Below are 16,410 nucleotides of genomic sequence, written 5' to 3'. Positions count from 1 at the left end.
CGCTCCAAAAGAATGGGCCCCAGCGACTCAGCGATCTCCAGATCCCTCGCAGACAGCGGCCGGGCCACCCCTTTGCCGCCTGCCGCCAAATTACCCCGAACCTCGCCGCCCTGAGGAATGCGCGCCAAGCAGAATGGCACGGGCTTGCCACCGACGATGAGGACGCGCTTGTCGCCCTCGGCAATCGCCGGGAGGAATTTTTGGACCATGACGCTCTGCGCACCGTCACGATTCAGCGTCTCGATGATGCTGCCCAAGTTCAGCCCGTCTTCGCGAACTCTGAATATCCCCATGCCACCCATGCCGTCCAGCGGTTTCAAAATGATGTCGCGGTGTTCCGCGTGGAATTTCTTGATTTCTGCGGCATCCCTGGTGACGAGGGTGGGCCCGATGAACTGCGGGAACTCCATGATCGCCAGCTTTTCGGGGTGATCACGCAAAGCACGGGGTTTATTAAAAACCCGTGCTCCCTCACGCTCTGCCTGCTCCAGCATGTGCGTCGCGTAGAAATACTCGCTGTCAAAAGGCGGGTCCTTGCGCATGAGCACCGCGTCAAATCCGGCCAGCGCTGCGCTGCCGGCGGACTGCACGGCAAACCATGAGTCCGTCTCGCCCGTCAAAGTGATGTGCCGGACCTGGGCCGAGACCTGCCCACCACGCACCCAGCTCACATGCCTGGGCTCACACACCGCAAGGGTGTGACCGCGCCGCTGCGCCTCGCGCATCATGGCGAAGGTAGTGTCTTTGTAGATCTTGAAGCTCTCAAGAGGATCGGCAATGAACAGAATTTGCATGGTGTGTGTACGGTGAGTGAGCGGAACTGCGCAAGATTGTGTAGTGCCTTGGAAAACGGGCGCATGCACCCGCGCAGCATCCACGATAACGCCAGGTCATTAACGAGGCAGGGCGGAACGTGATTGCTGGTACTGTTGCACAAATAAAGCAAGGCTGCCGGCGACCACGCCCCAGAAGGCAGAGCCAATGTTCATCAACGTGATTCCGCTAAGCGTGACCAAGAAGGTGATCAGCGCTGGCTCACGGTGCCTTTCGTCACGCAGGGCTGAGGCCAGGCCGTTCCCAATGGTGCTCAACAACGCGATTCCGGCAATGGCGACCACCAACTCCTTTGGAAAAGAAGTCAGCAGCCCAGTCACCAAAGCGCCAAACAGCCCGATCACTATATAGATAGCACCGCAGGACGCCGCTGCGGTGTAGCGCTTGAGCCGATCTTCGTGGGCTTCGGGCCCCATGCAGATCGCCGCGGTAATGGCACTGAAGTTCAAAGCAAACGCGCCAAAGGGTGCAAGCACGAGCGAAGCCCATCCCGTCATCGTGATCAACCGAGACACCGGAAGCTCGTAACCTGATGCGCGAATGACAGCCATACCGGGCAGATTCTGAGAGGCCATCGTCACCACAAACAGGGGGATCGCCAAACTGACAATGGCGGACACACTCCACTGTGGCACCACAAAGACTGGCATGGCCAAGCGTACGGGCTCCATGGACCAAGCCATCTGCCCCGTTATCAGCACCCACAGGATGCCCACCACCAAGGTGACGACCACCGCATAGCGAGCAGCCATGCGGCGGGCCACCAGATACGCGCCCACCATCAGCAGCACCAGAGGCAACGCCGTTTGCGCAGCAGCAAAGGCCTGGATGCCAAAACGGGCCAGCACCCCGGCTAAAAGGGCAGAGGCGATTTCCATGGGAATGCGATCAGCCAAACGCTCCAGGCCTCTAGTAGCGCCCACCAGAATCACCAGCAAAGAACACACCATGAACGCGCCCACTGCTTCGCCCATGGAGAAACTGCCTGCGGCCCCTGCGGTAGCGAGCACAGCAGCACCCGGGGTGGACCAGGCCACCATCACCGGCTTGCGCAGCAACAGCGATGGAACCAGGGAGCAAAGGCCCATGCCCAAACCCAGTGCCCAGATCCACGACGTGATTTGCGCTGGCGTGGCTCCAAAACTCTGGGCGGCCTGAAACACGATGGCCACGGAGCTGGTGAAGCCCACCAGCACGGCGACGAAGCCTGCGACAAAGGCCGACAGGCTGAGATCTTTGAAAAATTGCATGGCGCGCATTCTGGCATCCACGCGGGAAACGCCCTCAGCAGAGATCAGGGCTGATCCAATCGTCAGATTTCGATCTTGGAGCCCAGCTCAACCACCGCGTTGTTAGGCAGGTGCAAAAAGTCCGCCGCTCCACTGGCGTTGTGGTGCATTTGCGCGAAGAGCTTTTCGCGCCAGTGGGCCATGCCACTGCCGATGGTAGGAATCACCGTGTCACGCGACAGGAAGTAACTGGTGGTCATGGGCTCCACATCACACCCTCGGCCGCGTAAAGCCTTCAGGGCACGGGGCAGGTCTGGGTCGTTCTTGAACCCGTAATGCACCACCACCTGCCAGCAGTCGTGCCCCAGAGGCTCCACCTGCAAGCGCTTGTCCAAGCCAATCCAGGGTACTTCATGGTTGCGCACCGTGACGAAGAGGTTTTGCTGGTGCAGCACCTTGTTGTGCTTGAGGTTGTGCAACAGGGCATTGGGCACTGCTCCAGGCTCAGCCGTCAGAAAAATGGCGGTGCCTTCCACCCGGGTCGGGGGGCTGATGAAGACCGACTCCAGAAAATCCTTGAGGTCGATGGCATCAGCGCGCAGCTTGGCGTTGAGCAGACGGCGGCCTTGCTTCCACGTCATCATCAAGGTGAACAGGACGCCGCCAATCATCAACGGGAACCACCCGCCCTGGAACAGCTTGAGCAGGTTGGACGCGAAGAACGCCAAATCCACCACAAAGAAGCAGCCCGTGGCAGCCAGGCACAGCGCCAGCGGGTAGCCCCAGCCGTAGCGGATCACAAAGAACGTGAGCGTGGTGGTGATCAGCATGTCCAGCGTCACGGCAATGCCGTAGGCAGCCGCCAGATTGCTCGACGAGCGGAACATGACCACCGCCAGCACAATGGCCACGAACAGGCCCCAGTTCACCAGCGGCATGTAGATTTGCCCGGTGTCGCGCACGCTTGTGTGCTGGATGTTCAGGCGCGGCAGATAGCCAAGCTGGATGACCTGCTTGGTGACACTGAAGGCGCCCGTGATCAGTGCCTGCGAAGCGATCACGGTGGCAAGCGTGGCCAGCCCGACCAGCGGTATCAGCGCCCAGTCGGGCGCCATCATGAAAAACGGGTTCTTGACGGCCTCAGGCTCAGCCAGCAGCAGCGCGCCCTGACCGAAATAATTGAGCGTGAGCGACGGCATCGCCACACCAAACCACGCCAGGCGAATGGGTCGTTTGCCAAAGTGGCCCAGGTCGGCATACAAGGCTTCCGCACCCGTCACGCACAACACGACAGCGCCCAGGATGATGAAGCTGGTGCCCGGCTGGTGCCACATGAACATCAGCGCGTGGTGCGGGCTCATCGCCCACAGAATTTCGGGGTGCCCGTGGATGTGAAACACGCCCAGCACCGCCAGGGTCATGAACCACACCAGCGTGATGGGCCCAAAAAACTTTCCGATGCCGCCTGTGCCGCGCTTTTGCACCGCAAAAAGGCAAAACAGCACTACTAGCGTCAGGGGAATGACGTACTTCTTGAAGTGTGGTGACACCACCTCCAGCCCCTCGACGGCCGAAAGCACCGAGATGGCGGGAGTGATGACCCCATCCCCATAAAACAGCGATGTGCCAAAAATACCGACGGCAAGCAGCATGCCGCGCAGCTTGGGCTTGTCTTTGACGGCTTGCGATGCCAGCGCCAGCATGGCGATCAGGCCGCCCTCACCGTTGTTGTCCGCACGCAGCACCAGCACCACGTACTTGAGCGACACGATGACCGTGAGGGTCCAGAAGAAGATCGACAGGATGCCGTAGATGTTCTCGTGCGTGAAGGGCACATGCCCCGAGCCGAACACCTCTTTCACGGCATACAGAACACTCGTGCCGATGTCGCCGTAGACAACACCGATAGCGCCTAGCGTGAGAGCCGCCAGCGAGGATTTGGAAGAGCTTTGCACTGAAGCGACCCCGCAGGCCCTCAAGCCGGCCGGGGTTCCATGATTTGGGGGAGCGCTATTTTGCGCCGCCCGCCCAAGCTTCTGTGCAAACGATCAAATATGTTGCACCGCAACAACTTCCGTCTACCACCCCTGGCGCCCAAAGGCCAGACGTGGCAAGGGCGGCGACCAAGCCGCAGCGCTACACCGAGTGGTCAGTCATACACCTCGGCGTCGGGGTCGGTGGCTTCCAGCTCGTAGCTGGCCGCCAACATGGCCAGGCGGGCCACTACGCCGTACATATAGAAGCGGTTGGGAGCACTGACCCCAGGGCGCACACCCGGCTGGGGCATGTGCGTGCTGTGCTCAAAGGCCAGAGGCACGAAGCTGGCACCGGGCGAATTGAGGTTCTCGTCCACCCCACGCTCGGCGTGCATACGGTAGAAACCACCGACCACGTAGCGGTCCATCATGTAGACCACCGGCTCGGCCACCGCATCGTTCACCCGCTCCTGGGTCAGCACACCTTCTTGGATGATGACGTCAGACACCGTCTGGCCGTCCTTGATGACGGCCATCTTGTTCTTGGTTTTGCGGTTGAGCGCGTCCAGCTCCTTGGCGTCGCGTACGGTCATGATGCCCATGCCGTAGGTGCCGTTGTCAGGCTTGATCACCACAAACGGCTTTTCATTGATGCCGTATTCCTTGTACTTGCGGCGCACCTTGGTCAGCAGCGCATCGGTGGCGGCCTGCAGGGCGTCCACCCCGGTGTCCTCGGCAAAGTTGAGCCCGCCTACCTTGCTGAACATCGGGTTGATGAGCCAGGGGTCAATGCCCAGCATCTTGCCAAAGCGCTTGGCCACCTCTTCGTAGTTCTTGAAGTGTGTGCTCTTGCGGCGCACGCTCCAGCCCGCGTGCAAGGGCGGCAGCAGATACTGTTCGTGCAGGTCTTCCAGAATGCCGGGGGCGCCCGCCGAGAGATCGTTGTTGAGCAGGATGGTGCAAGGGTCAAAGTTTTTGAGCCCCAGGCGCCCCTTGGTGCGCATCACGGGTTCCAGCGTCACGGAATCCCCATTCGGCAGCTCGATCAGCGTGGGCTTCTTGATCTCGGGGCTGATGGACCCCACCCGCACATTCAGGCCGGCCATGTTGAAGATGCGCTGCAGCTGCACCACGTTGGCCAGATAGAAAGTGTTGCGCGTGTGGTTCTCGGGAATGATCAGCAGGTTGCGCGCTTCGGGGCAGATCTTTTCGATGGCCGCCATGGCCGCCTGCACCGCCAGGGGCAGCATTTCCTTGGTCAGATTGTTCCAGCCGCCGGGAAACAGGTTGGTGTCTACCGGCGCCAGCTTGAAGCCCGCGTTTCGGATATCTACCGAGGTGTAGAACGGGGGCGTGTGCTCCATCCACTCCAGACGAAACCAGCGCTCGATGGCAGGCATGGAATCCAGAATGCGCTGTTCAAGCTCGTTGATGGGCCCGGTGAGGGCCGTGATGAGATGCGGAACCATAAAACCCCTCGGGGGACACGTTGGAGAACGATTGTAGGGAACTGGGATTCCGGGATCTGGGGGCGACTGCCGGTTTCGCAATGCCGGCACCCCGGCTGGGCGCAAAAATACTGGCCAGCCGTCAACGGCGCCAGAACGCCGGGGTGAGCACCGCCATGAAGCTCAGAATCTCCAGCCGGCCCAGCAGCATGGCCAGCGTGCACACCCACACCTGAAAGTCCGTCAGCACCGCAAAGTTCGAGGCAGGCCCCACCGCGCCCAGCCCCGGCCCGGCACAGTTCACGCTGGCCAGCACGGCAGAAAACGCCGTCACCGGGTCCAGATCGGTCAGCAGCAGCACCATGGAGAGGCCAATCACCGTGGCGCCGTACACCAGCATGAAGGCCAGCACCGAGAAGATCACGCGGTTGTCCACCACCGCATCGCCCAGGCACACGGGCTGCACGGCGCGGGGGTGCACCAGCCGCGTCATTTCGCGGCGGGCCTGCTTGACCAGAATGAGCATGCGCACCATCTTGATACCGCAGCCGGTGGACCCCGCACTGGTGGCCACGCCCGACAGCAGCAGCATCAGCACCGGCGCAAACACCGGCCAGCCGAGGTAATCCACCGTGGCATAGCCCGTGGTGGTGGCCAGCGACACCACATTGAACATGCCGTGGCGCAAGGCAGTTAGTGGCTCATACACCCCCTTGGCCCACAGCAGCAGCGACACGACCAGGCCACCCACGATGAGCGTGCCCAGCGTGGCGCGCAGCTCCGGGTCGCGCCAAAAACCGCGCCAGTCGCCTTTGCGGAAGGCCACGAAATACAGCGCAAAGTTGCAGCTGGCCACCAGCATGAAGACCACGGCAATGGCTTCGAGCAACGGCGACTGAAAGTGCCCAAAGCTCGCGTCGTAGGGCGACAGGCCGCCCAGGCTCACCGTGGTGAACATGTGCATCACCGCGTCCAGCGGCGCCATGCCGCCCAGCCAGTAGGCCAAGGCGCAAGCCACGGAAAACAGCGCGTACACACCCCACAGCCCCTTGGCCGTGCCGGTCATGCGCGGCGTGAGCTTGGCGTCTTTCACCGGCCCGGCGGCCTCGGCCTTGAAGAGCTGGCTGCCGCCCACGCCCAGCAAGGGCAACACCGCGACGGCCAAAATGAGAATGCCCATGCCGCCCAGCCACTGCAAGAACGTGCGCCAGACGTTGACGGACACCGGCAACTGGTCCAGCCCGCTCATCACCGTGGAGCCCGTGGTGGTCAGGCCCGACACGGCTTCGAAGTACGCATGCGTGAACGACAGCGGCCGCCCAAGGTGGTGCCCCGCCAGCATCAGCGGCAGCGCGGCAAACAGCGGCAGCAGCAGCCACACCAGCGACACCAGCATCACCCCGTGGCGCGGCTGCAGCTCACGCCGGAAGACGCGAAAGCTCCACCAAAGCCATGCGCCGACGAATGCCGTGGCGGCCATCGACAGCGGGTACACAAACAGGACACCATCGCGCGTCCACCAAGACACCGCCATGGGCAGCGCCAGCGACGACGCAAAGATCATCACCAGCATGCCCAGCACGCGCAAAACGGGAAACATGTCCGTCATGATGAAAGCCGTTTGTTCAGCACGCTGCACAGTGCCTGATTCTGGCGCGGCCCATGCGAGGGCCGCCGCGCAAGGGCCGCCCCGCCGCGCTGGCGGCGTCCCCCTGCCCGCATTGCGCAGCCATGCGAGAGCGGGGGGAAGGCGCGAAGCGACTCAGGGGGGTGCATCAGAAAAACGTCGCGCTCACGCGGAAGAGCTTTTCCACTTCGCGCACCAGGCGCTTGTGCGGCAGGAAGAACACCACATGGTCATTGCTCTCCACCACGGTGGAGCTGCGCGGAATGATCACCTGCGGCTCGGCGGGCTCCGCAGGCACGGGCAGCGCTTCGGATTCAGGGGCAGACGCTAAGTGGTCGGGCAGACCACGCACGATGAGGCCGATGTGCACATCGCGCGGCAGGGGCAGCTCGCTCACCTTGCGGCCCACCACGCGCGAACTCTTGCGGTCCCCGCGCACCACAATCTCCAGCGCCTCGGCCACGCCCCGGCGCAGGCTGTGCACCGCCTGCACATCGCCCTGGCGCACAAAGGCCAGCAACTCGCCCAGCATGGCCTGCGCGGGCGACAAGGCAATGTCGATCTGCGTGCCGTGCATCAAATCCGCATAGCTGCGGCGGTTGATGAGCGCCAGCACCCGGCTGGCGCCCATGCGCTTGGCCAGCAGGCACGACATGATGTTGTCCTCGTCGTCCTCGGTCAGCGCCAGGAACAGGTCCACCTCTTCCACGCCCTCGTCATTGAGCAGGTCTTCGTCGGTGGTCTCGCCCTGTAGCACCAGCACCGAAGGCGGCAACGCCGAGGCCAGCTCCACACAGCGCTGTGGGTCTGATTCGATGATCTTGAGGTGAAAGCGCCCTTCTTCCTGGCCCAACTGCTGCGCCAGGCGCAGGCCCACGCGGCCGCCGCCCGCAATCATGATGCGGCGCACGGGCTGGGGCTGTTGGGAGGCTGGGCGGTGCAGGGCGGCCAGCACGTTGGAAATGTGCTCGTGCGCGGCCAGCACGAACACCTCGTCCCCCGGCTCGACGCGCGTGCGGCCGTCGCAGGCGATGAAACGGTCGGGCTCGTCAGGGAACCGCCGGTAGATGGCCACCATGCGCATCGCCAGCTCCGGCGCACTCTCGCGCAGCGCGCCGATGGAGTGCCCGACCATGGGAGCCCCCACCCGCGCCCGCACCGACACCAGGCAAGCGCGGCCCCCGGCAAATTCGCGCACCTGCATGGCCTCGGGGTACTCGATGAGCTTGCCGATGTAGCGGGTCAGCGATTCTTCGGGGCAGATGATGCGGTCCACCGCAAACCCATCGGGGCCCACCAGCCGCTCATCGGCCTCGAAGCCTGTGGACCGCACGCGCGCAATGCGGGTGGGTATGTTGAACAGCAGCTGCGCCATCTTGCAGCACACCAGATTGGTCTCGTCCTGCGCAGCGCAGGCAATCAGCAGATCGGTATCGCGCGCCCCGGCCTCGGCCAGCACGGCGGGCTCGATGCCGTTGCCCACCACCCCACGCAAGTCAAACCGCGCCTGAAGATCGCGAAGGCGCTCGGCATCGGTGTCGATGACGGTGATGTCGTTGCGTTCGGACACCAGGCTGTCGGCCACACTCTCGCCCACACGGCCGGCCCCGAGGATGATGATCTTCATAAGAAATTGGGCTCCTGCCGCCTATTGAGCAGCGCAAGCAGCTATCAAAACAAGAGCAAAAACCCTGAGCGCGCACCTCAGCCGCGCACTTCGCCTTCACCCAGCACCACGTACTTGAGCGAAGTCAGCCCTTCAATGCCCACCGGCCCGCGCGCGTGGAACTTGTCGGTGCTGATGCCGATTTCCGCCCCCAGCCCGTATTCGAAGCCATCGGCAAAGCGCGTGCTGGCATTCACCATCACGCTGGCCGAATCCACCTCGCGCAGGAACTGCTGGGCGTGCATGTGGTCGCGCGTCAGGATGGCATCGGTGTGGTGGCTGCCGTAGCGGTTGATGTGCGCAATGGCTTCATCCACACCCGCCACCACCTTCACGCTGATGATGGGGGCCAGGTATTCCTCGCTCCAGTCCTGCTCGGTCGCAGGCACCAGCTTGGCCCCCGCCACCGATTGCAAAATCGCCAGCGACTCAGGGCAGCCGCGCATCTCCACGCCCTTGGCGGCATACACCGCGCCAATCTTCGGCAGAAACTCCGCCGCCACGCCACGCGCCACCAGCAGGCCTTCGCTCGCATTGCAGGGGCTGTACTTGTTGGTCTTGGCGTTGTCGGCCACCTTCACCGCCATGGCGATGTCGCAGGGGTCGTCCACATAGGTGTGGCAGTTGCCGTCCAGATGCTTGATGACGGGCACCTTGGCATCGCGGCTGATGCGCTCGATCAGCCCCTTGCCGCCACGCGGAATGATCACGTCCACAAACTGCGGCATGGCGATGAGCTGGCCCACGGCCTCGCGGTCGGTGGTTTGCACCAGTTGCACCGCGTCTTGTGGCAGACCCGCCTCGGCTAGCGCCTGCTGCACCAGCTTGGCGAGGGCCCGGTTGGAATCAATGGCTTCCGAGCCGCCACGCAAGATGCAGGCGTTACCGCTCTTGATGCTCAAGGACGCCGCCTCGATGGTCACGTTGGGGCGGCTCTCGTAAATCATGCCGAACACGCCAATCGGCACCCGCATCTGCCCCACGCGGATGCCGCTGGGCTGCTGCTTCATGCCAATGATCTCGCCAATCACATCGGCCATGACGGCGAGCTGCTCGCAACCCTGGGCGCAAGTCTCCAGCACCTTGGGGCTGAGCTTCAAACGGTCCACCATCGGCTCAGCCAACCCGGCAGCGCGGGCGCGCTCCAGATCACGGGCGTTGTCCACCTGCAACGCCTCAGTCTGCTCGCGCAGCAGGCGGGCCAAGGCCAGCAATGCTTTGTTTTTGATAGCTGCCGGCGCTTTCGCCATCAGCGCAGAGGCCGTTTTTGCCTGGAGACCGAGGGAGTGCGTGTATTCAGCGACATTGAGAGCATTCATCCGGCGATTTTGCCGCAGTTGGCCTTACCCTTGCGGGCTGCACCGTTCACCCCCCATCCGCCCATGACCGACACCGCATCCGCCCAGCTCACCACCCTGGCCCAAGCCCTGCAAGCCTTTGAACGCGCCGACCACACCGCCGCCACCCTGAGCACCCTGGCCCGCCAGCAAACCACCCTGCTCGCCGCCCTGCCCCCGCGCTACGGCGAAGTGCTGCTGAACCTGCTGGACCGCCTGGAATCCAGCGCACTTTTTTCGGAGGAAAGCTGCTCATTCAGCCAAAAGGACTTGGTGGCCAACCTGACGATGTGGGTAGAAAAAGCCCAAGGCGCGTTAAACGCCAGCTGACGACCCCAGGGCCGAGCGCAGCAAAGGCCCGAATGGCTGTTCGGCTCCCCCATCCCCTCTGTATGCGCCGAGGAGCGCAGCGGCCAGCGGATCAGGGCTCGCGATTGTCTGAGCGAAGCGAGTTCGAGCGAGACCCCGCTGGCCGCGAGCACCGCAGGTTGCCCGAAGCGAAGCGCAGGGACGCAGACAGCGGGGTCGCCTTTTCTTTGGTGACTTTCTTTTGGCGAAGCAAAAGAAAGTTACTGCGCCGCCGGGCGCACTCCCCGGCTCCCGCCCTCAACCTCGCCACTACTCCCAATTTCATAGCTGCCAGCGCTTACCCACAAAGCGCCAGCCGCCAAAAACCCCTCAAATCTCCGCCCGCCCCAACCACTTCTCCCTCGCAATATAAGCCCGCACCCCCAGCCCCATGAACGGCTGCGGCGGCATGCGCGCCGGCCCACCCAACGCCAACGCATGCGCCAACAACGGATGGTCCTGCCCCAGCGCCAAATCCGCCGCCAACGCCCCCAGCGCAGTGAACTTCACCACCCCCGCCCCATTGCACCCCGCCACCCCATGCACCTGCGGCGCCAGCCGCCCCCAGCGCGGCGCGCCGTTGCGGGTGATGGCGATGGAGCCTTCCCAAAAATGCTCCAGCGCCACATCGCCCAGCTGCGGAAAACGCGCGGCAAACACGGCAGCGTGCTCACGCCGCACCCGCTCACGCACGGCGGGGCTGACGCGGAAATGCGGCGCGTATTCAAAACCCTGGCGCACCAGAATGCGGTGGTCGTCCGTGTAGCGCAGCGTGGCCCCGGTCACGGCACTCGCAGGCGTCACGCCCCAGCCCTCAGGCGCGCACAGGCGGCTGCGCTGCTCGGGCGTGAGCGGGGCAGTGAGCGAGCCAAAAGTGACCAGCGGAAACGTCTCCGCCCCCCAGGCGCTGCCAAACAAGCCCAGCTGCTGCGCAAACCCATTGGCCGCCAGCAGCAACTGCGGCGCACGCACGCTGCCGTGCGGCGCGTGCGCCACCACCTTGCCGCTCGACAAATCCAGCCGCTGCACCGGCGTTTGCTCGTGCAAGGTGACATTGGCGGGCAGCGCATCCGCCAGCCCCCGGCACAGCGCGGCGGGGTTGAGCAGCACGGTGCCCGGCGTGTAGAGCCCGGCGGCAAAGTAACGGGTGCCCAGGCGTGCGGCCAGGGCATTGCGGTCCAGCAGCTCGTGCGGCGCACCCAGGGCGCGCAGCTCATCCACATGGTGCTGCAGCGTGCGCTCGGCGGCGGGCGATACGGCGCAGTGGTACTTGCCTGCGCGCCGCCACTGGCAGTCGATGCGGTGCTGCGCCACCAGCCGCTCCAGGTCGTTCATGCCCGCCGTGAGCAAGGCCTGGTAGTGCGCGGCCCGGCGCAGTTCTTCGAGCGAGCTGCCGATGTTGTGCGGCACATCAATGGCAAAGCCCGAGTTGCGGCCTGAGGCGTTGTTGCCCACGGTGCCTGCGTCCACCACCACGATGTGGGCTTGCGGGCGCAGCTCGGCCAGGCGGCGCGCAGCGGCCAGGCCCGCAAAGCCCGCGCCCAGCACCAGCCAGTCGGCCACCACATCGCCCTGCAGCGCGGGGCGCGGCGTGCGTGGGGGCAGGATGGCGGACCAGCCGTTGGTAGCGTCGTCGTGGGGAAGGCGCATGGGAAGGAAGCCCTGCAGAAGCCGCAGAACAGGATCGGTGAAAGCGATGACTCGGCAAAAAGACGCGAAAGAAGCCCTGGCTCAGTCGGGCATGGCGGCCAGCTTCCGGGCCCTGGCAATATCCAGCTCGTAACGGCCTTCCCACATGCGTGTGCCCGTGACCGCCTTTTGAACGCTGCCGTGAAAGACCGTCTGGGTCTGCCCGTCCAAGTACTGCACCAGCATCAGCTCATCTGCCTTTTGCAAAGTGCTGGCAGATATGGAGACAAAACCGGACACCTGTGCTGTCGTCTTGACGCTGATTTTTTTCTCGTCGGGCGACTCCACGTCAAAACCCGGCTGGTTGGTCATATCGGCCAAAGTGCCTTGCACCTCCACCGCACAATGCAGCTCGCCCAGCCGCCCCATCAAATGGGTGAGGGCGGTGGGTTTCACCCCGAACTCGTCAATCTCGGAGCGAATCAACTCCAGGTATCGGTCGTACAGCACACGGTTTCTTCCGTTGGCGGTGGCCGGGTGCCGCACCTGGATCCGCAGAACCTTGTTGGCAGGATCTATAGCGTAACGCTGTACCTCGTAGAGATGATCATCAAAACGCATGGAGCGAGGTGATGCAGTAATCAAGTCAGCCAATGCCACCGCACTGACACGCCTTGGAGCCACAGCCACCCCGGGCACCTCCACGGCGAAATCTCCCTCAGTTGAAAACAACGAACAGTATTCAGGTGTGCTCATGGTTTGGGGCAAATAGTTAACGCGCCGCGCTGGTCAGGCGGCAGAGCTGAAAGGCCAGGCGCTGCAATGCCTGCCAGCCGTCTTGCGGCCAGTCGGGCTGCTTGAGCCCCTTCACGATGCCATCCACGATGTGGGCGGATTGCAGCAGCCGCGCCAGGGCGGCGTCGCTGGCTTTGGGCAGGATGCGTTCAAACAGCCGCTCCTTGGGGCCCCAGATGCGGTTTTCGCGCAGGGCCATGGGCAGGGGGCGGCCGGCGTTCATGGCGTCTTTCACGCGCTTCAAGGCGCGGATGTCTTCGGCCAGCGCCCAGTGCACCAGCACCTCGGCCTCGCCCTCGGCCTGCAGGCCGTCGAGCATGCGCTGCACGCGGCCGGTCTGCCCGGCCAGCACCGATTCGGACAGCTTGAACACGTCATACCGCGCCACGTTGAGCACGGCGGCTTCGACCTGGGCTTGGGTCAATTCACCCGCCGGGTGCAGCAGCGCGAGCTTTTGGATCTCCTGGTGCGCGGCCAGCAGGTTACCTTCCACGCGGTCGGCAAAGAACTGCAGCGTGCGCTGGCCTTCCTCGCCCGCCACCACGCGCTGGCCTTGCTGGGCCAGGCGCTGGGCAATCCACTGCGGCAACTGGCCGCGTTCGATGGGGTCGATCTGGATGGAGACGCCGTTGCCCTCCAGCGCGGCAAACCAGGCGCCGGTCTTGGTGGCTTTGTCCAGGCGCGGCAGCATGACCATGGTGAGCGTGCTGTCGTTGCCCCGGGCCGATTCGGCCACCTGCTGCAGCGCTACGCTGCCGTCCTTGCCGGGCTTGCCCGAGGGGATACGGATTTCGACAATCTGCTTGTCGGCAAACAGGCTGAGCGAACCACCTGCCGCCAACACGGCGCTCCAGTCAAAGTGGGCACCGGCCACGGTGTAGCTGCTGCGTTCGGTGTAGCCCTGGGTGCGGGCGGTGGCGCGGATGGCGTCCGCGGCTTCCTGCTGCAGCAAGGGCTCGTCGCCGTGCAGTACGTACAGCGGCGACAGGGCCCGTTGGAGGTGGTTGGAAAGTTGGGCCAGGGCGACTTGCATGGGCAAAGTTTATCGCCCCCAGGCGGGCTGCCCGGCGCGCGGGGGCGGCGGGCGCAAGGTTTGGATGTTTTTGGCCTGTAGCGCTTGTCTACAAAGCGCCAGCAGCTATTTTTTTAATAGCAGACTGGCGTTCGATGTTCAGAAGCTTTCCCAATCATCGTCACTGCCCTTGGCCGCAGGCGCGGGTGCCGGGGCTGCGGGCTTGGCGCTGTGGGCCCGCTTGGCGGGGGGGCAGGCTTGGGGCGGGCCGCCACCGCAGGCTTGGCCGGTGCCGGAGCAAAGCGCGGCGCGGGGGCCGCAGCAGGCCGGGGGGCCGGAGCGGCGCTGCGGGCGCTGGTGGCGCCCACGTTGAACACGCTCACCACTTCGGCCAGGCGCTGCGCCTGGTCGCGCATGGAGGCGGAAGCTGCGGCGGACTCTTCCACCAGCGCAGCGTTTTGCTGCGTCATCTGGTCGAGGTTGGCCACGGCCTGGTTGACTTGGCTGATGCCGTCGCGTTGTTCGGAGGAAGATGCGGTGATTTCGCCAATCAGGTCGCTCACGCGGCGCACGCTCGCGACGATCTCTTCCATGCTTTGCCCGGCCTGGGCCACCTGGGCGGAGCCGGATTCGACGTTTTCGACCGACTGGTTGATGAGGGTCTTGATTTCCTTGGCGGCTTCGGCACTGCGGCCGGCCAGACTGCGCACTTCGCTGGCCACCACGGCAAAGCCACGGCCTTGCTCGCCAGCGCGGGCAGCTTCCACCGCGGCGTTCAGCGCCAGGATGTTGGTCTGGAAGGCGATGCCGTCGATGACGCCGATGATGTCGCTGATCTTGCGGCTGCTTTCGGTGATCTGCTGCATGCTGCTGACCACCTGGCCCACGACTTCTCCACCGCGGGCAGCCGCCTGGGCGGCGGTGCCTGCGAGCTGGTTGGCCTGGCGGGCGGTGTCGGCTGACTGGGTGACGGTGGCCGTCAGCTCTTCCATGCTGGATGCAGTTTCTTCGAGATTGGCCGCGGTTTGCTCGGTGCGGGCCGAGAGGTCGTGGTTGCCGTTGGCGATCTGGATGGAGGCGCTGGAGACGGAATCCACGCCCTGACGCACCTCGCTCACCACGCCGCGCAGGCGGGCCGACATGTCATTGAGGGCGCGCAGCATCTGGCCGAGTTCGTCTTTGCGGCTGGTTTGCAGCTCGCGGGTCAGGTCGCCTGCGGCGATGGCGTGGGCGGTGTCCACCGCTTGTTGCAGGGGCGCGGTGATGGAGCGCACCAGCAGCCCACCGGCGGCAAACACGACCAGCGCGGTCAGGGTGCTGATCACGCCGGCACGGATGCGCTGGGCCGTGGCCTCTTCGCGCACCACCTCACGGCGGCGTTCCAGCTGGGCGATGAATTCGTCTTGCGCCTTGAGGTAGCGCGCCACCATGGGCGTGAGCTGCTCGTCGGCAAAGCGCTGGGTTTCCACCGCATCGCCCGCGCCCTTGAGCTCCCAGGTCTTGGCCACAGCTTGGAGCACCAGCTTGCGCTCGGCCACCACCTTGTCGATGGCGGCTTTTTCCTCGGGGGCGGTTGCGCCTGCCACGATGGTTTCCTGAATCTTGTTGATGTTGCCGATGATTTCCTTCACCCGCGCGTCGTACTGCTGTGCCAGCACGGCGTCGGTGGTCACGGCGCCGCCCATGATCATGTTCACCGCCGTTTCGGTGCCGCCGCGCCAGCGCACGGCTGCCACCACACGGGTGTCGATGTCCACCACGGCATCCATGGCGCGCGCCATGGTGGTGTTGCCGCGGTTTTGCGCAATGCCCGACACCAACGCCATGGCCACCATCAACCCCAAAAACGCAAACCAGAGCTTGCGCGAAACGCGAATGTTGTCGAGCTGCATGTGGTCTCCTACGGTGTGCTGCGCTGCGTGGAATAGCTCCCAGGTCTTGGCCACAGCTTGGAGCACCAGCTTGCGCTCGGCCACCACCTTGTCGATGGCGGCTTTTTCCTCGGGGGCGGTTGCGCCTGCCACGATGGTTTCCTGAATCTTGTTGATGTTGCCGATGATTTCCTTCACCCGCGCGTCGTACTGCTGTGCCAGCACGGCGTCGGTGGTCACGGCGCCGCCCATGATCATGTTCACCGCCGTTTCGGTGCCGCCGCGCCAGCGCACGGCTGCCACCACACGGGTGTCGATGTCCACCACGGCATCCATGGCGCGCGCCATGGTGGTGTTGCCGCGGTTTTGCGCAATGCCCGACACCAACGCCATGGCCACCATCAACCCCAAAAACGCAAACCAGAGCTTGCGCGAAACGCGAATGTTGTCGAGCTGCATGTGGTCTCCTACGGTGTGCTGCGCTGCGTGGAATGCTTGCCGGGCCATGCACCCTTGCCGAAACATTCCATTACAAACAGGTAACAAACCTAAGCGAGACGGCGGTCCAATGGCACCTGCCAGGCACCGGGACAAACCCTCAGCCGTCGCAGGGGTTGATGCAGCGCAACGGCGGTGCC

The 16,410-nt window shown here is 64.1% G+C and carries 11 protein-coding genes and 1 pseudogene (1 of these 12 only partly in view); 1 reads left to right on the top strand and 11 read right to left on the bottom strand.

Annotated elements, in window-relative coordinates:
* The 7 genes from gshB to PQV96_RS01400 form a co-directional block, all read right to left on the bottom strand.
* Nucleotides 1-794, bottom strand: the 5' portion of a protein-coding gene (gshB, locus tag PQV96_RS01430) for a glutathione synthase (RefSeq protein ID WP_207374861.1). Its footprint begins 154 nt before the window's first position; only the first 794 of its 948 coding nucleotides appear in the window; its start codon is at nucleotides 792-794; the stop codon falls past the left edge of the window.
* Between the two features lie 99 nt (nucleotides 795-893).
* Nucleotides 894-2,084, bottom strand: coding sequence for a benzoate/H(+) symporter BenE family transporter (locus PQV96_RS01425; protein ID WP_207374859.1), 1,191 nt, complete (start codon nucleotides 2,082-2,084; stop codon nucleotides 894-896).
* A gap of 62 nt (nucleotides 2,085-2,146) precedes the next feature.
* Nucleotides 2,147-4,018, bottom strand: coding sequence for a potassium transporter Kup (locus PQV96_RS01420; RefSeq protein WP_207374858.1), 1,872 nt, complete (start codon nucleotides 4,016-4,018; stop codon nucleotides 2,147-2,149).
* Nucleotides 4,019-4,212: 194 nt separating this feature from the next.
* Complete coding sequence (gene gshA, locus PQV96_RS01415; protein WP_207374857.1) at nucleotides 4,213-5,508, bottom strand: glutamate--cysteine ligase; 1,296 nt, start codon at nucleotides 5,506-5,508, stop codon at nucleotides 4,213-4,215.
* Between the two features lie 121 nt (nucleotides 5,509-5,629).
* Nucleotides 5,630-7,096: a TrkH family potassium uptake protein gene (locus PQV96_RS01410; RefSeq protein WP_273624340.1), complete on the bottom strand. Its 1,467-nt coding sequence runs from the start codon at nucleotides 7,094-7,096 to the stop codon at nucleotides 5,630-5,632.
* 166 nt (nucleotides 7,097-7,262) lie between these two features.
* Nucleotides 7,263-8,741, bottom strand: a complete 1,479-nt coding sequence (gene trkA, locus PQV96_RS01405) for a Trk system potassium transporter TrkA (protein WP_273624339.1) — start codon at nucleotides 8,739-8,741, stop codon at nucleotides 7,263-7,265.
* A 77-nt stretch (nucleotides 8,742-8,818) separates the two neighbouring features.
* A complete protein-coding gene (locus PQV96_RS01400) occupies nucleotides 8,819-10,099 on the bottom strand; it encodes a glutamate-5-semialdehyde dehydrogenase (protein WP_273624338.1) in 1,281 nt (426 codons plus the stop codon).
* A 63-nt stretch (nucleotides 10,100-10,162) separates the two neighbouring features.
* Here PQV96_RS01400 and PQV96_RS01395 point away from each other — a divergent pair, with 63 nt between their 5' ends.
* Complete coding sequence (locus tag PQV96_RS01395; RefSeq protein WP_273624337.1) at nucleotides 10,163-10,447, top strand: hypothetical protein; 285 nt, start codon at nucleotides 10,163-10,165, stop codon at nucleotides 10,445-10,447.
* Nucleotides 10,448-10,795: 348 nt separating this feature from the next.
* On the opposite strand, the gene PQV96_RS01390 is transcribed toward PQV96_RS01395, so the two are convergent.
* The 4 genes and pseudogenes from PQV96_RS01390 to PQV96_RS01375 form a co-directional block, all read right to left on the bottom strand.
* A complete protein-coding gene (locus PQV96_RS01390) occupies nucleotides 10,796-12,115 on the bottom strand; it encodes an NAD(P)/FAD-dependent oxidoreductase (RefSeq protein WP_273624336.1) in 1,320 nt (439 codons plus the stop codon).
* Between the two features lie 81 nt (nucleotides 12,116-12,196).
* The gene (locus tag PQV96_RS01385) at nucleotides 12,197-12,850 is read right to left on the bottom strand and encodes a DUF6998 domain-containing protein (RefSeq protein WP_207374852.1); all 654 of its coding nucleotides are present in this window, start codon (nucleotides 12,848-12,850) and stop codon (nucleotides 12,197-12,199) included.
* A gap of 16 nt (nucleotides 12,851-12,866) precedes the next feature.
* Nucleotides 12,867-13,922 carry a DNA polymerase III subunit delta gene (holA, locus tag PQV96_RS01380; protein ID WP_273624335.1) on the bottom strand — a complete coding sequence of 352 codons (1,056 nt, stop codon included), beginning with the start codon at nucleotides 13,920-13,922 and terminating at the stop codon, nucleotides 12,867-12,869.
* Between the two features lie 138 nt (nucleotides 13,923-14,060).
* Nucleotides 14,061-15,793 (bottom strand): annotated as a pseudogene (locus tag PQV96_RS01375) (methyl-accepting chemotaxis protein).
* Between the last annotated feature and the right edge of the window lie 617 nt (nucleotides 15,794-16,410).

It is taken from the genome of Acidovorax temperans (assembly GCF_028596105.1).
In the GTDB taxonomy this organism is placed as follows: Bacteria; Pseudomonadota; Gammaproteobacteria; order Burkholderiales; family Burkholderiaceae_C; genus Acidovorax; species Acidovorax temperans.
The sequence above is the reverse complement of the archived record's forward strand: the minus strand, read 5'-3'. Positions and strand labels throughout refer to the sequence as shown.